The organism is Barnesiella sp. An55, assembly GCF_002161555.1.
In the GTDB taxonomy this organism is placed as follows: Bacteria; Bacteroidota; Bacteroidia; order Bacteroidales; family Barnesiellaceae; genus Barnesiella; species Barnesiella merdipullorum.
On sequence record NZ_NFHZ01000005.1, the window covers coordinates 1 to 16,052 of the forward strand.

Genomic DNA, 16,052 nt, shown 5'->3' on the forward strand with positions numbered 1-16,052 from the left:
TCCATTGCCCTGCCCGAAATTCCCGAAGGAGCCTACTTGGGTACACCCTCGGGCGACACCCGCATACTCGACGCCCACATAGCCGACGGCTACCTCTACTATACGGGTAGCGACGACATTGAACCGGGTGAGGTATATACGCTCTTTGTCCCCGTGGGCGAAGGGGTGAACTACCGTATCTTTGCCATTCTCGTGCAGCTCACCGGCAACGAGGTGAGCGGTATCCAGTCGGTCGATGGGGATAACCTCCGCATCTTCACTACCCCCGGCCAGTTGCATATAGCGGGTACGGCAGCCCCGGCTACCGTCTATAACCTGCAAGGTCGCCCGGTATATCGGGGAACCGACCGTACCATCACGCTGCCCGGTGGGGTTTATATCGTGCAGGTGGGCGATACCGTGCAGAAAGCGGTCGTGCGGTAAGTGCTGTCGTTGTAGCGGCATGTTGCCTGCGATAGCATGAGAAACAGAAATCGCGTAATGCACAAGATCAAGTCTCGGCTCTTGAGGTCGGGACTTTGCTTTATCGAGAACCGGGCATCGCCGCCTACGGGTCGCCCTTCGCCTCGCCGGCCGGGGAGGTATAAATATGCCGGTTCCCTTATTTTTTTGATGCGATTGCCCGGGGAAAGCCCTTGTTTACATGAAGAAAAAAACTTATCTTTGCATCGCTGAAAAGAGCATAAAAATACTCATCAAATAAAAAGAGCGAATTATGGTTTATTCACACGAAGTAGAACACATGTGTGTTGTAAAGAAAGGTCCTAATCACGGACCGGCTCCTATCCCCGAAGAGGGAAAATGGGTGAAAGCAAAAGAAGTGATTGATATTTCGGGCTTGACCCATGGTATCGGTTGGTGCGCTCCTCAACAAGGTGCTTGCAAACTGACGTTGAATGTAAAGAACGGTGTTATCCAAGAAGCTCTGGTAGAGACTATCGGTTGCTCGGGTATGACTCACTCGGCCGCCATGGCATCGGAGATTCTCCCCGGTAAAACCATCTTGGAAGCCTTGAATACCGACCTCGTTTGCGATGCCATCAACACGGCTATGCGCGAACTCTTCCTGCAAATCGTTTACGGTCGTACTCAGTCGGCCTTCTCGGAAGGCGGTCTGATGATCGGTGCCGGTCTCGAAGACCTCGGTAAAGGATTGCGCAGCCAGGTAGGTACGCTGTATGGAACATTGGCCAAAGGTCCCCGTTACCTCGAAATGACCGAGGGTTACATCAAGACTCTGGCTCTCGACGAGAACGACGAAATCATCGGTTACGAATTTGTTCACATGGGCAAATTCATGGAAGAGGTGAAAAAAGGAACCGACGCCAACGAGGCTCTCAAGAAAGTAACCGGTACCTACGGTCGTTTCACCAAAGAAGCCGGCGCAGTGAAATATATTGATCCCCGTAACGAATAAAATAAGGAGGAAGAGACTATGATTAGAGAAGTGAAATTTGAAAGTCAAGACCGTCGTATCAAGCAAATTCTTGCTGCCTTGAACGCTAACGGCATCAAAGATATTGAAGAGGCCAACGCCATCTGCGAATCTTACGGACTCGATCCTTATAAAACTTGCGAGGAGACTCAACCCATCTGCTTCGAGAACGCCAAGTGGGCCTATGTAGTAGGAGCTGCCATCGCCTTGAAGAAAGGTTGCAAAAACGCCGCCGACGCTGCCGAGGCCATCGGTATCGGTCTGCAGTCGTTCTGTATCCCCGGTTCGGTAGCCGACGACCGTAAAGTAGGTCTCGGTCACGGTAACCTCGCTGCCCGTCTGCTCCGCGAAGAGACCAAATGCTTCGCCTTCCTGGCCGGTCACGAGTCGTTTGCCGCTGCCGAAGGTGCTATCAAAATTGCCGCCAAAGCCGACAAAGTACGTAAAGAGCCCCTCCGTTGCATCCTCAACGGTCTGGGTAAAGACGCCGCACAAATCATCTCGCGTATCAATGGTTTCACCTATGTACAAACTCAGTTCGACTACTATACGGGCGAATTGAAAGTAGTTCGTGAAATCCCCTACTCCAAAGGCGAACGCGCCAAAGTAAAATGCTATGGCGCCGACGATGTACGCGAAGGTGTAGCCATCATGTGGCACGAAGGTGTGGACGTATCGATCACGGGTAACTCGACGAACCCCACGCGTTTCCAACACCCCGTAGCCGGTACTTACAAGAAAGAGTGCGTAGAGAGAGGTAAGAAATACTTCTCTGTTGCATCGGGTGGTGGCACGGGCCGTACCCTGCACCCCGACAACATGGCTGCCGGTCCCGCCTCTTACGGTATGACCGACACGATGGGTCGTATGCACAGCGACGCTCAGTTCGCCGGTTCTTCGTCGGTACCTGCCCACGTAGAGATGATGGGCTTCCTCGGTATCGGTAACAACCCCATGGTAGGTTGCACCGTAGCTTGCGCCGTAGATGTAGCTACCGCCCTGAACAAGTAATCGATAACACACAAGTATCGATACAGCAAAACCCCGTGACTCCTGTGAGTCGCGGGGTTTTTTGTTAGTGGCATACCGTGCTGCCACGGCGGCATCCATGCCGGGTGTGGCTGCCAAAATGTCCAGCAGAGAATCGGACAAGATTGCGCCGGTGGCGAAAATACGGCACGAAAATAGGGGTGGAGCAGTGCCTTGGAACTGACAGTGGGGCATACTGGTTGCTGGTTTGGTAGGTGGTACAGTTTTTGTAGAACTATCTGTGGTTTTGAAAACTGAATATTAAACTTAAAAAATATAGCATTATGATCTCACAGAAATTACAAGAAGCCATTAACGTACAGATTACGGCCGAGATGTGGTCGTCGAACCTTTATCTGTCGATGTCGTTCTATTTCAAGAAATTGGGATATGACGGATTTGCCAACTGGATGCGTAAACAGTCGCAGGAAGAGTTGACTCACGCCTACGAACTGGCCGACTATATGGCTAAACGTGGTGGTGTGGCCAAAGTGGATAAAATCGATGTAGTTCCTCAAGAGTGGGAAAACGTGCTCGATGCTTTCGAGAACGTATATCAACACGAGTGCCACGTATCGTCGCTGATCGACGAGTTGGTCAATGTGGCTTCGGCCGAGAAGGATAAAGCTACCCAAGACTTCCTCTGGGGCTATGTTCGCGAACAGGTTGAAGAAGAGGCCACTGCCTTGAATATTGTTGAGAAACTGAAACGTTGCAAAGACGAATCGGGTATCCTCTTCCTGGATGACAAACTGGGTGAGAGAGAATAATCGATCGTTGAGTCTAAACCTCAGTTGTGATTGAAAAAAATGCTCCGATAGAAACAGTGTTCCTGTCGGGGTATTTTTTTGTGTAATCAAATAGGGAGTGAACGATGAAAAAGTTGTTATGCCCGCAGTGTAAGGTATCGGCCCTGTATGTGAAGAACGGGCAGGGCGATCGGCGGTCGGTTTATGTAACGGACGACTATCGGGTGGTGCCCCGCAACGATGGCGAAAGTCTCGAGGGGTTCGACCTGGAGACGGTCTATTGCCTGGGTTGCTCGTGGAGCGGTTCGCCCAGGCGATTGGTTCTCAGGTAGTATCGATGGCCTGATGACCGTGACGCAACGAAAAAGTCCGGTTCCGCAGGTGTGCGGGGCCGGACTTTTTTTGTAGCGATAACCCTATCGAGGCAGAGCCAGCGGGGGTATGTGGTTGCGGTCGCCTGCCACGGTTATGTAGAACTGTTGAGGGCAGAGGTAGCGGCGGGCGGCCTCCAGCAGGTCGTGGGCGGTGAGCCGGCGTATAGCCTCGTCCTGGCGGGCAAAGTAGTCGATGGTGAGGGCGTTGGCCTTGAGCGACAGGTAATAGTCGGCAATGGAGAAAGGCGAGTCGAGAGTGCGGGCCATCTCGCCACGCAGATAGTTCTTGACGACCGTCAGCTCGTCGGCGGGGATGGCTTCGTTGCGCAGCCGTTCTATCTCGGCAAAGGTCTCGTCGATGAGGGGACGGGTAAACTCGGTGCCGGTCTGGGTCGAGATGACCAGGTAGCTGCCGTATCGCATGGCGGCTACCGACGAGGCGATGCCGTAGGTGTAGCCCTTCTCTTCGCGTATGTTCGACATGAGACGGCTGCCGAAGTACCCGCCCAGCGCCGTGCATAGCATTTTGAGGGCGAAGAAGTCGGGGTGGTCTCGGTTGATGACCGGCAGTCCCATCCGTATGCCCGATTGCAGGGCGTGCTCTTTGTGGGTGATGACAATGTGTTGCCCGGAGGGGCAGATGGGATAACGAGCCTCGGGTTGCAGGGCTTCGACGGGGTAGGGCCACGACTGGCCGAAGTGTTGCTCCAGATTGTCGAGCAGGCGGTCGGTCACTTTGCCGGCGATGAAGATGTGGCATCGGTCGGGGCGGATGTGCTGTCGGTGATAGGCCTTGAGGTCGGCGGTTGTGATGCGCTCGAGATGAGCCGGGGTGACGGTGCGCCCGTAGGGATGTTCCGACCCGAAAATCTGGGCGAGGAAGGTGTCGGAGGCGAGCGAGTCCACCTTTTCGTTCTGCACGAGCAGTTGCTGGATGCGGCGCTCCCGTAACCGGTCAAATTCGGCCTGTGGAAAATCGGGACGCACAACCAGGTCGGCCAGCAGGCCGATGCAGGTGTCGAGATGCCGGTTGAGGGTATAGAGGGTCACATACTGGTAGTGGCTCGAGGTGGTGGTTTGCAGCCAGGCTCCGTGGTAGTCGAAGGCCTCGGCTATCGTTTCGGAACTTTTCCCGGCGGCTCCCTCCTTGAGCATGAGCAGCGTGAGCGAGGCGGTGCCGGGCAGCGTGTCGGCATAGTATCCGCCGTCGAACATGAGGTCGATGCGGCACACCTCTTCGTCGCCCTGGTTGCAAGCGACAACCTCTATGCCGTTGGAGAGGCGGTAGCGGTCGGGCTCGGGCAGCGAGAGGGGCGGAAAGGCCCCGACTGCCGGTGGTGTAATGCGGTCGAGAATCGTGTTCATGGCAGTAGGGCGATAGCTTTTTGCAGGTCGGCGGGGGTGTCGATACCGATGGTCTCCTGGGTGGTGATACCTACCTTGATGGTGTAGCCGTTTTGCAGCCAGCGCAGCTGTTCGAGCGACTCGGCCAGCTCGAGCGACGACTGAGGCAGACGGGTAATCTGGGCCAGCACGTCGGCACGGTATCCATACATGCCTATGTGTTTGTAGTAGGTGTGGCGAGCCAGCCATTCAGCCGGTTCCACGCCTCGCAGATAGGGGATAACCGAGCGGCTGAAGTAGAGTGCCTCGTGACGTTCGTTCATCACCACCTTGGGCGAGTTGGGGTTGGCCAGCGCCTCGTAGCCCTCTGTTGCCTCAAAGGGGCGAACGAGGGTAGCAATTTGGGTTTGCGGCGAATCGAAGCAGGCGATGAGGCTTTCGATTTGCTCGGGTTTGATAAAGGGCTCGTCGCCCTGGATGTTGATGACCACATCTTCGTGCCCGCCTAGGTTGTTGTAGGCCTCGAAACAGCGGTCGGTCCCGCTGCGGTGCAGGGTCGAGGTCATCACCACCTGCCCGCCAAACGACTGCACGGCGTTGAAGATGCGGTCGTCGTCGGTAGCTACGCACACGCGGTCGAGCACTTTACTGGCCTGCTCATAGACCCGCTGAATCATGTATTTCCCTTTCATGTCGGCCAGCGGTTTCCCGGGGAATCGGGTCGATGCATAGCGGGCCGGAATGATGCCTATGAATTTCATATCGATAGTTGTTTTTATAATTGTTTTTTATTTGTCTTCAACTACATACAGTTGGGCATTCTCATACTTGACTACCCGCACGGTGGCTCCCTGCTCGATATAGCCGTGCAGAGCTACGGCGTCGAACTGGTTGCCATCGATGACAATCTTGCCCGCAGGGCGCAGTATGGTAGCTGCCACGCCTGTGCTGCCGATGTATTGTTGCAATTCGGTGGGTACACCTATATAACCCTCCTCCTTGTCTTGGACCGATTGCAGGGCCAGTCGGCCGATGGGACCTTTGCTCGTGAGTTTCTTGAAGAAGAGGAGCAGCAGCACGGCATAGACGATGATACCCGAGGTGACGATGATGAGTCCTTTGCCTATCTCGTGGGCCGGGACGAACTCGAAGTTGAAGTTGACATTCCCCACCAGTGCCAGTACGAGGGCGGCCAGGATGAGGATGAAGCCCGAGATGCCGGCAATGCCGAAGCCCGGGATGACGAATATTTCGAAGATGAGCAGGATGATGCCCACGACAAAGATGAGTATCTCCCAGTTGGCCGCCAGCCCGTCGATGTAGAGCGGGGCAAAGTAGAGCACCGCGGCGGTGCAGGCTACGGCGGCGGGCAGACCCACGCCGGGGGTCTTCAGCTCCATGAATATGCCGCCGAAGATGAGGGTGACCAGGATGGCTTGCAGGGCGGGATTGGTGAGGAAGCCGGCAATCTCGTCGAAGAGCGTGGGCTCGAACTGCCGCAGCGTGTAATGGGAGCGGTGCAGCTGTTGGGTGACAAGCTCATCGACATTCTCGACCACCCCTTCGCAATAGCGTTGGGCCATGGCCTCGCTGGCCGTGAGGGTAAGCACCTTGCCCGAGTCGCACAGGTGGGGCACGACAATACGTTCATCGACCATGGCTTCGGCAATGAGGGGATTGCGCCGCCAGTTACCGGTCGAGTCTTTGCCATGTGCTTCGGCCGTGGCCCGCATGGTAGCCCGCATGTACGACTGGTATTTGTCGGGCATGGCGGCCCCCGTCTCGTTGACCACCGTGGCGGCTCCCATGCTGGCGCTGCTGCGCATGTAGATGCTGTCGCAGGCGATGGCGATGAGGGCACCCGCCGAGGCGGCGTTGTTGTCGATGAAGGCATAGACCGGCAGAGGGTAGTTGAGGATGGCGGTGCGCATGGAATCGGCATGAACTACGGTGCCCCCGTAGGTATTGAGCCTGAGTATGATGGCTTTGGCTCCCTCTTGTTGGGCCCGATGCAGGCCGGTACGCAGGTATCGCCAGGTGGTGCTGCCTATCTCCTTGTCGATATCTATCTGGTATATAGTATCTTGTGAATTCGCCGCAAAGAGAGTGAAAAAGAATGAGATAAAAAGTATGTATTTGTGAAACTTTTTCATAAACGAATGTGTTTATTGTCAGGAAACAAAATTAAAGCGACGAGAAACATGTTACAAAGTAAATAAAAAAATAAAAAGAAGTGATATTGTTGTGTTGTATTTTGCGAAAATAGAATCTTTTGGACTTTCATCGAGGTGGTTGTAAATCTCGGGATTGTTTTGAGAATATGGAATTTCAGATAGTAGTAGTTGATAACAGATTTTCGATGCATTTTCGTAATACAAAGTAGTAGTAAAAGGGATAAACAGAAATTACAAAAGTCATCAGGAGAATTATCAAATATGAACTCTTTAAAATTTCAAGATCGATTGCTCGACCTGCAAGACAATCTGTTGAATTTTGCCTATATGCTCACTGCCAATCGCGAGGAGGCGAAAGATTTGCTCCAGGATACTACGCTCAAAGCGCTTGACAACGAGGATAAATATATCGACAATGTCAATTTCAAAGGATGGGTGTTTACCATCATGCGAAATATTTTTATCAACAACTACCGCCGGGTAGTACGCAACCAAACCATCATCGACCAGACCGAGGATTTGTATCACCTGAATTTGCCTCAGGACTCGGGTTTCACTTCGCCCGAAGGATCGTTTACCGTCAAGGAGATTACCAAGGCCATCAACAGTTTCGGCGAGGAGTATCGGGTGCCTTTTGCCATGCATGTGGCGGGGTATAAGTATCACGAGATTGCCGAGAAGATGGATTTGCCGTTGGGCACGGTCAAGAGCCGCATCTTTTTTGCCCGGCAACGGTTGCAGGAGATTTTGAAAGACTATAAATAATCTGTCATTGTTATGGGTCAAACCGCGGGTTGCCCGCGATGAAACGCTCTCGACACCCTTTCCAGCAGGGGGTGTTCAGAGCGTTTTTTCGGTAATGGCCCGGACGAGTTGCTCGATGTTGCGGCGGTTGTCGTAGGGCTCGAGCAGGCGGATGCGCTTCTCCCTCTCGGCCTGTCCGAAGGGGGCCTTCAGCAGGGTGGTTACCGCATGGCTCAGGGCTTGCGGGGTATCGGCTACGGTGCAGGCTCGGTCGAGCCCTGTGCCTACGAGCATCTTGCTGTTGACGATGCAGTGGCCTCCCGCATAGAGGGCATGGAGCAGCTTCAGTTTGAGGCCCGTGGGCTGGAAGGTGATGAGTACGTTGGCCGCGGCTCGGGCGATGAGTTGTTCTATCTCCTCGTCCGAAGGGTTGGCTACCAGCCGGGTGTCGGGTGTATCGGCAATCTTTCGGGCCAGGCGTTCAGCGGGGTTCTTGCCGGCAAAGATCCATTTCACACCGGGGGTAGCCGGTACCACCTGTTGCAGCAGGTATTCGGCGGCCTCGATATTCTCTTCGACCGACAGGTTGCCGTGGTAGAGGACATACTCTTCGCGGGGCCCGAGGGGAGCTACCGTGTGGTGTGCCTGGAAGGCCGGGAGCCACAGCGAAGCAATCTGCGGATATTTCGAAGCAAAGTAGCAGCGGTCGCTCTCGGTAATGGCCAGGATGAGGTCGGCCTGGTTGAGGATGTGTTCGTAGCGTTTCAGCCGGGCGGCCTCGAGCCGGTAGTAGAGGCGTCGCCATCCGGTGGCTTTGCGGGCCAGCTCGGTGTAGTATTCGTGCTCGACGTTGTGCATGCGCACCAGTTTGTAACGGCCGGCCAGTCGGGGATCGGCCAAAAAGGCGCAGCAGTGTATCCCCTCGAAGAGGATGGGGGCATCGTCGCTCAGCAGGTCGTCGAGCAGTTTTGCCGAGCGTCGGCTCGAGACGATATAGGGCTCGACCGAAAATTGGCGCATGAGCGAGCGGTTGCGGGGATAGTAAAACACGCGGTCGGCCACCTCGTCGAGTTGCGGAGCCTGCTGCCGGTCGTACTGGTAGGTGTGCAGATAGACCTCACAGCCGGCGTCCTTGAGGGCCTTGAGCTTGTAGTAGATGTCGATTACTCCTCCGTAGTCGGGGGGGAAGGGTACTTGTAGCGATACTACATGGATGCGCAGGCGAGGAGACGACAGCGGCATGGCGGTCAGAATTTATACCCCAGACCGATGGAGACATGGGCCTGGTGGAATTTGTCGATGAAGATATATTTCCCTTCGATGTGGAGGTCGAGCCGTCGCGAGAGGTTCATCTCGAATCCGGCACCGGCGTTTATTCCAAATTTGTTTATGGTGTTGGAGAGTTCCTTGTCGGTTTGCAATGCGTTTCCTCGCCAACTCTGGAAGGTGATACCGGCCAGCGGATAGAACGAGAAGCGACCGGCAAAGGGTATCAGATAGTGTACATCGCCGTTGATATCGAGGTTGTATCGGTTGTGGTTCGAAAAGGCATAGTTGATCGAGGGGGCTACCCGCCAGTGTTTGGAGACGGGCAGATGGATGAAAATGCCGCCTTGCACGTTTTCGGTGTCGAACAGATATCCGGCCGCAACGCCCAGGCTCTTGGTGTTATAGGTTTGGGCTTGGGCCAACTGTACAGTCAACAATACAGCTAATGCTAAAAGTCCTATTATTTTTTTCATCTTCAAAAGTTTGAGCAACAAATATACGGTATCTTTCTGGGAATGTGCGCACGATGAAATTTTTTTTGTTCTGGGAAGGGTTAAATAAAAAAAATTTTTCGGTCCTTGTCGGTGACGACAGGATGGTTTGCTTCCCGAATCTTTGACAAAAAAGGTTAATAACTTGGGATAGAGGAGATAAATGTAGCTACATTCTTGGTAATTTTGTGACGGTTTTTAGAAAGGTAAGTTATGAAAGGTAAAAATACGGGAATATTCTTGTTTATTCTTTTGGGAGCATTGACGGCATTCGGGCCATTTGTTACCGATATGTATCTGCCCAGTTTGCCGTCGATGGTCGATTATTTCGACACGCAGGCCTCGATGGTCCAGTTGGGCCTTACGTCGAGTATGATCGGGTTGGCTCTGGGTCAGCTCTTTTTCGGTCCGTTGAGCGATCGGTATGGTCGTCGTCCTCCGCTGCTGGCCGCCATGTTGCTCTTTATCGTATCGACGGTGTGCTGTCTCTTCTCGAGCACGATCGAGAGTTTCATCTTCTTCCGATTGATACAGGGTGTGGCCGGTGCCGGCGGCATAGTGATTTCGCGCTCGATAGCTACCGACCTCTTTACCGGTAAAGATCTGGCCAAGGTCATGGCTATTATCGGGGCCATCAACGGTGTGGCACCGGTCGCCTCGCCGGTGTTGGGTGGATTCCTTACCGACTCGATCGGGTGGAAAGGCATCTTTGTGGTCTTGTTGGGTATCGGGGTCTTACTGCTGCTGGGGAACCTGCGGTTCAGGGAGTCACTGTCTGTCGAACGCCGCAAACAGGGCAGCCTGAAGGGGATGCTCACCGGTTTCGGTATCGTGTTGCGCAACCGCCGTTATCTCTACTATGTCTTGCAGATGGGCTTTGCCATGGGTGTGCTCTTTGCCAATATCTCTTCGTCGCCCTTTATCATGCAGCAGCACTACGGATTTTCGGCTTTCGGTTTCAGCCTGTTTTTCGGAATCAATGCGTTGGCAATCGGGGTAGCTGCCGGATTGTCGGTCAAGTTCAGCAATCCCGAGCATGCCATGTTTGCGGGTTGTGTGGGCATGACGCTGCTGTCGATTCTCGAGTTTGTCGCACTCAGTTTGGGTTGCAGTTTTGCCGTGTATGAGCTGTTGCTCTTCCTGCTGCTTTTTGCTTTGGGGCTCACTTTCACGGCCAGTACCACACTGGCCATGGATTGCGAGCGAGCCAATTCGGGCACGGCTTCGGCCCTCTTCGGGGCTGCGGGATTTGCTTTCGGTGGCATTGTTTCGCCTCTGGTAGGGTTGGGCAACATACTCTCTACTACGGGGCTGCTTTTCCTGATCTGTTCGCTGTGTTCGTTGGGGTTTGGCCTGTTGGCATTGCGGCAGACACATCCCAGTTTGTGGCACAGCTTCAAGGGGCGCTTGCGTCCCGTCGTGCGGCTGGTTTTTCTGCGACGTGCAAAATAGTAAGCCGGTCGATATGAATCGAATAAAACAAGGGGCTGTACCTCGCGGTACGGCCCCTTGGCACTTAAAAAAATAGAGGGCTAATCGGTCCCCGGGCTGATGGGTAACAGCCCGGAGCCGACTAATGAACAATTATCGTTTGATTACCTTCACGGCCTTGCTGTCGTTTACTCTGACAAAGTAGATACCGCTGGCCAGATCGGAGAGGTCGATCGATACCGTGTGGGCACCGACGTGAGCCACTCTCATCACTTGAGCACCGGCGATGTCGTAAACCTCGACATTCTCGATTTCGGCAGTCGCCGAGATGTGAATGAGCCCGGTCGTGGGGTTGGGAGCGATGCGGGCGGTTACCTCTACATCTTCGATACCGGTGTAAACGCTATTGAGGACGAGCGATTTCTTGGCCGGGGTGATGCAGCTGTTGTTCGATGTAGGCATGGCCCATACCGACAGGCGTTCGCCAGCGTTGGAAACGGCATAGAGGTTACCGGCGTAGTCGAACTCAAAGTCGTTGATCGACCCGCTCATCTCGGGCATCACAATCTTGAACTCTTCGGTTACTTCGGGGATACCCTCTTTCATCTTGTAGGAGTAGATGGCTACGCCGCCGTTTACACTCAAGGCTACGAGCGACTCTTTCTCGTTGACAGCCAATGCGCCGTTTTGCGACGATTCGCTGATGATGTTGGGTTCGGCCGAGTTGAATACGGCATCGCCATACTGGTCGCTGTAATAGAACATGCAGGGGTTGGCGGTCGTGTTACTGCCGGCACCGCGGTAGCTGGCAGCCCAGTAACCGGTCGAAACGGGAACGATGCTGCTGTTGTCGTTGCCTACATAGCTGCTGGCAGCTTTCGATTCGTTGGGAGCGGCAGTCCAGGTGTTGTTCTCGCCGATGTTATAGACATTGACAAACTTCTTCCACGAAGAGCCCGAAGCCGTTTTGTCCACGGCATAGAGTTGGGTCGATTCACCTTCGCCGCGTATGCCGATAGCCGTAATCTGGCCGCATACATACGTGCCGCCGATGGAGAGGCTGCCGGTGTTGTTGGTAGCACCCGGGAACAGGGTAGCGATTTCGAAGGTTTCGGGATTCATGTAGTAGATGCCGGCGTTATCGGCACTGGCATCGCACAGGAATACACGACCGTCGGCTGCTACGGCAGCTTTGCGGGGCCCCATACCGGAGGTGCCTGTCCACGAAATCGTGCCGGTGTAGGCGGCAGAGCCTTGGGCCGTGATGTCGCTGATGTCGGCACCCAGTACATATACACCTACACTCGAGGTTTGCGGTTGTGCGGGGTTACCGGCGCTTACGGTACCGGCTGCGGTATTGGTCACATAGATGCGTCCGAAGTAGTCGCTCTCGGGCGATTTGTCGATAGCCACGCCGTAGGGCGAGTAGTATTGATAGAGGGCGCTGTCGTCAGACAGTTTGGTAAACCGGGTTACATTGTCGGCCGTAGCCTTGATGCTCCAGTTGAGTTGTTCTGCAGGCAGTTCAGTGCGCGAGAGGGTTGTTTCGTTTTCACCCTTCTCAAGAGCGCCCAGCGAGATGGTCTTCACTGTTTCGCCACTCTCGGGATCGGTGAGGAGCAGATCGACTGCCGTGGCATTCTCGTTGAGTTTGAAGCTGATGGTATAGCTGTTTTCATCCTCGGTGTAGGCGAGGTCGTAGGCAAAGATGCGAGCCGGCGAGGTGGCTTGCTCAATGCCCTTGGTCGTGTATCGCACGATGTTGTTGCCCGCCATCAGGTAGAGGTCGATGTCGGCATTGTCAACGACGCCGGTGCTGGCCATGGGCAGCAGGTCGGTCGAGGTGATAACCGGCTCGGTGTCGCCTACGTTCTGGGCGTGGTCGATACCGTTGGTGATATCGTACAAGCGTACTTTGTAGGAGTAGCTTCCTTCGTTTTCTTCACAGATGGGAGCACTCATGTAAATCTTGTCGGCATAGCGGAAGTAGTTGGCTCCGTTTGATTCTACCGGAATATCGTCGGAGAATTCGGCAAGTATTACACCCGTCTCGCTCATCCAGTCGAGCACAAACTCTTGAGGTTTGGTAATGGCGCCGTCGATGATGAAGCGGCTCTTGGCCAGCGGCGATAGGGTCATTTGGGCCTGTTCGCCAATTTGGGGAGCCGAGAAGGATGCATTGTTTTTCTGATATCCAATCCACTCTCCGTTCTTGAAGTTCCAGCAGAGGTAGCGCATGTCGTAGTCGGTTGTCCAGTCGTTGCCGGGGTGAGAGTCGAAGTAGAGCTGGAATTCGGCGCTCGAGCCGCTCACGGCAATGGTGTTGGCAATGAAGTTAGAGTTGTTGTTACCGGCTGCGGCCAGGCTGTTGCTGGTGTTGGTAGGCAGGGTGGCCAGTACGACGGGGGTAGCATCCTCGAGTGGAGTGGTGTCGTCGCCTTGCCATTTATAGACATAGAAGTCGCCCGTCTGGTACGCGTTGTCTTCTTTGCCGATAATGGTCGAGTTGGTACCGATGAGGGCTCCGTCGGTGGTGAAGCCGATATCGGAGAGTACATAAGGCATGGTCTTGCCGTTGTATCCCTCGGTCACGATACCCGTGGTGCTCATCTCTTTGATGAGTGTGCCCGTAGTGGGGTCGAGAACCATCAGTTTGGGAGCCTTTTCGGCATCCACGGCCAGCACATAGTATTTGCTGTCGCGCAGGATAGCCCGGCGCACGGTGAGACCCTCAAGGGCAGCTACGTTGGTGAGTTCGAGGTCTTTGGTGAAGTTGTAGTGGCCGGCGGCAGCGATATCGCCATCCTGTTCGGGATGCGGATAGTCGAGCACCTCTTCTACCACCTCTTCGTCAGAGGGTTCCTCGTGTTCGAGGTCGGTGAGGCGTTGGTTGATAAAGGCCGTTTCGTTGGCAACGACTTCGATGGGTTCGGTCTCGGGCCAGAAACCTTCGATGTCGAATACCAGGTTGTAGGTGCCGGGTTCAAGGTCGGTAAATACAAACACGCCGTTGTATTCGTTGTCGGTGGTGTATCGTCCCACTTCCTGGCCTTCGGCATCCTGAAGAACAACCGTTACGTTGTTGAGCGGTGCATAGGCATCGACCGAGTTTACCTTGTAGTTGTAGAGGTTGTTTTCGAGGCTGTTGTATTTATCTTTCACGGTACCCATGATGCAGCCCTGGGTCTCGCTGTTGTCGCCAAACCAGGCGCGTATGGCACGGGCATAGCGCATACCCTCCTGTTTGCAATAGTCCTTGTTGAGCAGGCGTTGGCGCTCGGGCTGGTAGGTGTGGAAGCACCCTTCGCTCAAGAATCCGTCGCAACTGTGCTTGAGCACGCCCAGATAGCCGGTGTAGCCCATGCTGTTGGTCGAGGAGCTGCCATAGAACGAGATATCGCCCCGGCTGTTGTTGGAGGTCTCGCTGGTGTAGGCCGACTTGTAGGTGATATCGTTTTTGTTGATATACTGCCAGGCTTCGCGAGCCATGTCGCGGGCGTTGGTCAAGCCGTTGCCCGAGGCGTCGTCGGTACCACGGTAGAGCAGCAGCGGGTAGTTGGTGCTGGTACCTTCGGTGGCGGCGTTACTGTGTATCGAGATGAAGTAGTCCATGTTGTTGGCCTCGACATCCTGGGTGATTACCGAGAGGGTAACCAGCTGTTGCGTGCCGCTTTCGCCGGGTTGAGTCTCGGTGTATTGGTCGTTTTCGGTTTTGTTTTTGTCGTCGGGGGCCACTACGCCGTTCACGGTACGCGACATTCTCACGTATCCCACGCCGGCCTTTTCGAGTTCGTCTTTAAGCGAGAGAGCCTTTACCAGGTTGGTGTTTGTCTCGAAAAATCCGAGGGTGTCCAGTACGGGATGGTTGATGGTGGCCATGGGACGGTCGTTGGGACCCCAGCCGCCATGCCCCGGGTTGATGTATATGCGGGCTTCGTTCAGATCGCTTGCATTGGCCGAGAATGCCAGCAGCACACCCAAACCCGCGCCAAGAAGTGTATGAAGTTTCATGGTGATGATTATTTAGAGGTTGCTACTTTCATTAAATAAATTTCTCCTTTTTGCGTAGTATAGACGATTTTCGAGGCATCGTCCGAGGCCGAGGGGTACATGCAGATTTGCGATTTGTCGGTCAAGGCCGTGCGGTGGGTGCCTTGTGCCGTTACGGCGAAGATTTGAGAGTAGGTTACGACTTCGCCATTGTCATAATCGACCATGCCTACTACCCAGTCGTTGCCCATCCATACGGGAGCCCGCAGGGTGCCCAGCGATACGGGGTTGGAGCCGTCGATGTTGCACACATAGGCTTTGGCTTCGTCGATGACATAGTAGAGCAGTTTGGTCCCGTCGGGCGAAACCGAAGGCCACAGGTAGCCTACGTTTGTGCCGTTGGGCGAGAGTTGGCGGGTCTTGCCGTTGACCGTGATGTAGAGTTGGCTGTTCTTGATGCTGGGAATGGCAGGAATCGTTTTCAATTTTGCGCCTGCAATTCGTTTGGTCACCAGTTTGCCGTTGTTCACGGCGAGAACCGTGCCGTCTTTTACGCTCACCCCCTCAAGGTTGCGGGTGGGTTTGATGAGCCGTTTGGTCTCACCCGATTGCAGGTTCACGCTGTTTAACGACGTGTAGCGCAGGCGCCCTTTGTATTCGCTTTTGCGATAGACAATGGTCGAACCTCCGTCGGCAAATTGTGCGTTGAATCCGGCGTTGCGATCGGTGGTGATGGTGGTCATTTCGCCGGTGGCGAGATCGAATTTTCGTAAGCCGCTCATGTCGTCGCCGGTCACCAGGATGTAGTCTCCCTTGGGACTTATTTTCGGGAGGAATGCTCCTTGCCCGTCGAGTGTGAGCGCTTGGGTACTGATTACCTCAATTCCTTGAGCAAAAATCAGCTGACTCATGAAAACGAGTACTCCTAAGAATGTTTTTCTCATAATGATTAAAATTACGTGGTTAATATAGATTATTAAGGATAATTTAGTGTCGTTTCGAGTCTTTGTGAAAATTTCAGA

Annotated in this window: 14 protein-coding genes; 7 read left to right on the forward strand and 7 right to left on the reverse strand. The window is 54.2% G+C overall.

The annotated features are described in order from the left end of the window. From B5G10_RS12685 to B5G10_RS04230, 5 genes are all read left to right on the forward strand, one after another. Positions 1-423 (forward strand): hypothetical protein (locus B5G10_RS12685; RefSeq protein ID WP_158098772.1); only part of this gene is annotated, 423 nt, incomplete at its 5' end. Positions 424-715: 292 nt separating this feature from the next. Further along, the gene (locus tag B5G10_RS04215) at positions 716-1,417 is read left to right on the forward strand and encodes a nitrogen fixation protein NifU (protein ID WP_025278272.1); all 702 of its coding nucleotides are present in this window, start codon (positions 716-718) and stop codon (positions 1,415-1,417) included. Positions 1,418-1,435: 18 nt separating this feature from the next. Continuing rightward, positions 1,436-2,446 carry a GGGtGRT protein gene (locus B5G10_RS04220; RefSeq protein WP_087423499.1) on the forward strand — a complete coding sequence of 337 codons (1,011 nt, stop codon included), beginning with the start codon at positions 1,436-1,438 and terminating at the stop codon, positions 2,444-2,446. A 302-nt stretch (positions 2,447-2,748) separates the two neighbouring features. After that, the gene (locus tag B5G10_RS04225) at positions 2,749-3,234 is read left to right on the forward strand and encodes a ferritin (protein WP_087423500.1); all 486 of its coding nucleotides are present in this window, start codon (positions 2,749-2,751) and stop codon (positions 3,232-3,234) included. 104 nt (positions 3,235-3,338) lie between these two features. Further along, positions 3,339-3,545, forward strand: a complete 207-nt coding sequence (locus B5G10_RS04230) for a hypothetical protein (protein WP_087423501.1) — start codon at positions 3,339-3,341, stop codon at positions 3,543-3,545. An 84-nt stretch (positions 3,546-3,629) separates the two neighbouring features. Here B5G10_RS04230 and B5G10_RS04235 read toward each other — a convergent pair whose 3' ends face one another. From B5G10_RS04235 to B5G10_RS04245, 3 genes are read right to left on the reverse strand one after another with little or no spacing between them, the layout of a single operon-like run. After that, positions 3,630-4,952 (reverse strand): pitrilysin family protein, encoded by a 1,323-nt coding sequence (locus B5G10_RS04235; RefSeq protein ID WP_087423502.1) that lies wholly within the window; start codon positions 4,950-4,952, stop codon positions 3,630-3,632. Next, on the reverse strand, positions 4,949-5,692 hold the full coding sequence (gene kdsB / locus B5G10_RS04240; RefSeq protein WP_087423503.1) for a 3-deoxy-manno-octulosonate cytidylyltransferase: 744 nt from the start codon (positions 5,690-5,692) through the stop codon (positions 4,949-4,951). The genes B5G10_RS04235 and kdsB overlap by 4 nt, the downstream gene beginning before the upstream one ends. Before the next feature lie 27 nt (positions 5,693-5,719). After that, entirely contained in the window at positions 5,720-7,084 is a 1,365-nt protein-coding gene (locus B5G10_RS04245; RefSeq protein ID WP_087423504.1) for an NfeD family protein, read from the reverse strand. 282 nt (positions 7,085-7,366) lie between these two features. Between B5G10_RS04245 and B5G10_RS04250 the strand changes: the two genes are divergently transcribed. Continuing rightward, positions 7,367-7,870 carry an RNA polymerase sigma factor gene (locus B5G10_RS04250; RefSeq protein WP_087423505.1) on the forward strand — a complete coding sequence of 168 codons (504 nt, stop codon included), beginning with the start codon at positions 7,367-7,369 and terminating at the stop codon, positions 7,868-7,870. Between the two features lie 75 nt (positions 7,871-7,945). Here the strand turns inward: B5G10_RS04250 and B5G10_RS04255 are convergent, their stop codons facing one another. Together B5G10_RS04255 and B5G10_RS04260 are read right to left on the reverse strand one after the other, a co-directional pair. Then, a complete protein-coding gene (locus tag B5G10_RS04255; protein WP_087423506.1) occupies positions 7,946-9,091 on the reverse strand; it encodes a glycosyltransferase in 1,146 nt (381 codons plus the stop codon). A gap of 5 nt (positions 9,092-9,096) precedes the next feature. Beyond that, positions 9,097-9,591 carry an outer membrane beta-barrel protein gene (locus B5G10_RS04260; protein WP_143241054.1) on the reverse strand — a complete coding sequence of 165 codons (495 nt, stop codon included), beginning with the start codon at positions 9,589-9,591 and terminating at the stop codon, positions 9,097-9,099. Positions 9,592-9,822: 231 nt separating this feature from the next. Here B5G10_RS04260 and B5G10_RS04265 point away from each other — a divergent pair, with 231 nt between their 5' ends. Continuing rightward, positions 9,823-11,061: a multidrug effflux MFS transporter gene (locus B5G10_RS04265; RefSeq protein ID WP_087423508.1), complete on the forward strand. Its 1,239-nt coding sequence runs from the start codon at positions 9,823-9,825 to the stop codon at positions 11,059-11,061. 132 nt (positions 11,062-11,193) lie between these two features. On the opposite strand, the gene B5G10_RS04270 is transcribed toward B5G10_RS04265, so the two are convergent. Both B5G10_RS04270 and B5G10_RS04275 read right to left on the reverse strand, forming a co-directional pair. Beyond that, positions 11,194-15,051 carry a T9SS type A sorting domain-containing protein gene (locus B5G10_RS04270; protein ID WP_087423509.1) on the reverse strand — a complete coding sequence of 1,286 codons (3,858 nt, stop codon included), beginning with the start codon at positions 15,049-15,051 and terminating at the stop codon, positions 11,194-11,196. Between the two features lie 8 nt (positions 15,052-15,059). Continuing rightward, complete coding sequence (locus B5G10_RS04275; RefSeq protein WP_087423510.1) at positions 15,060-15,974, reverse strand: PD40 domain-containing protein; 915 nt, start codon at positions 15,972-15,974, stop codon at positions 15,060-15,062. Positions 15,975-16,052: the final 78 nt, after the last annotated feature.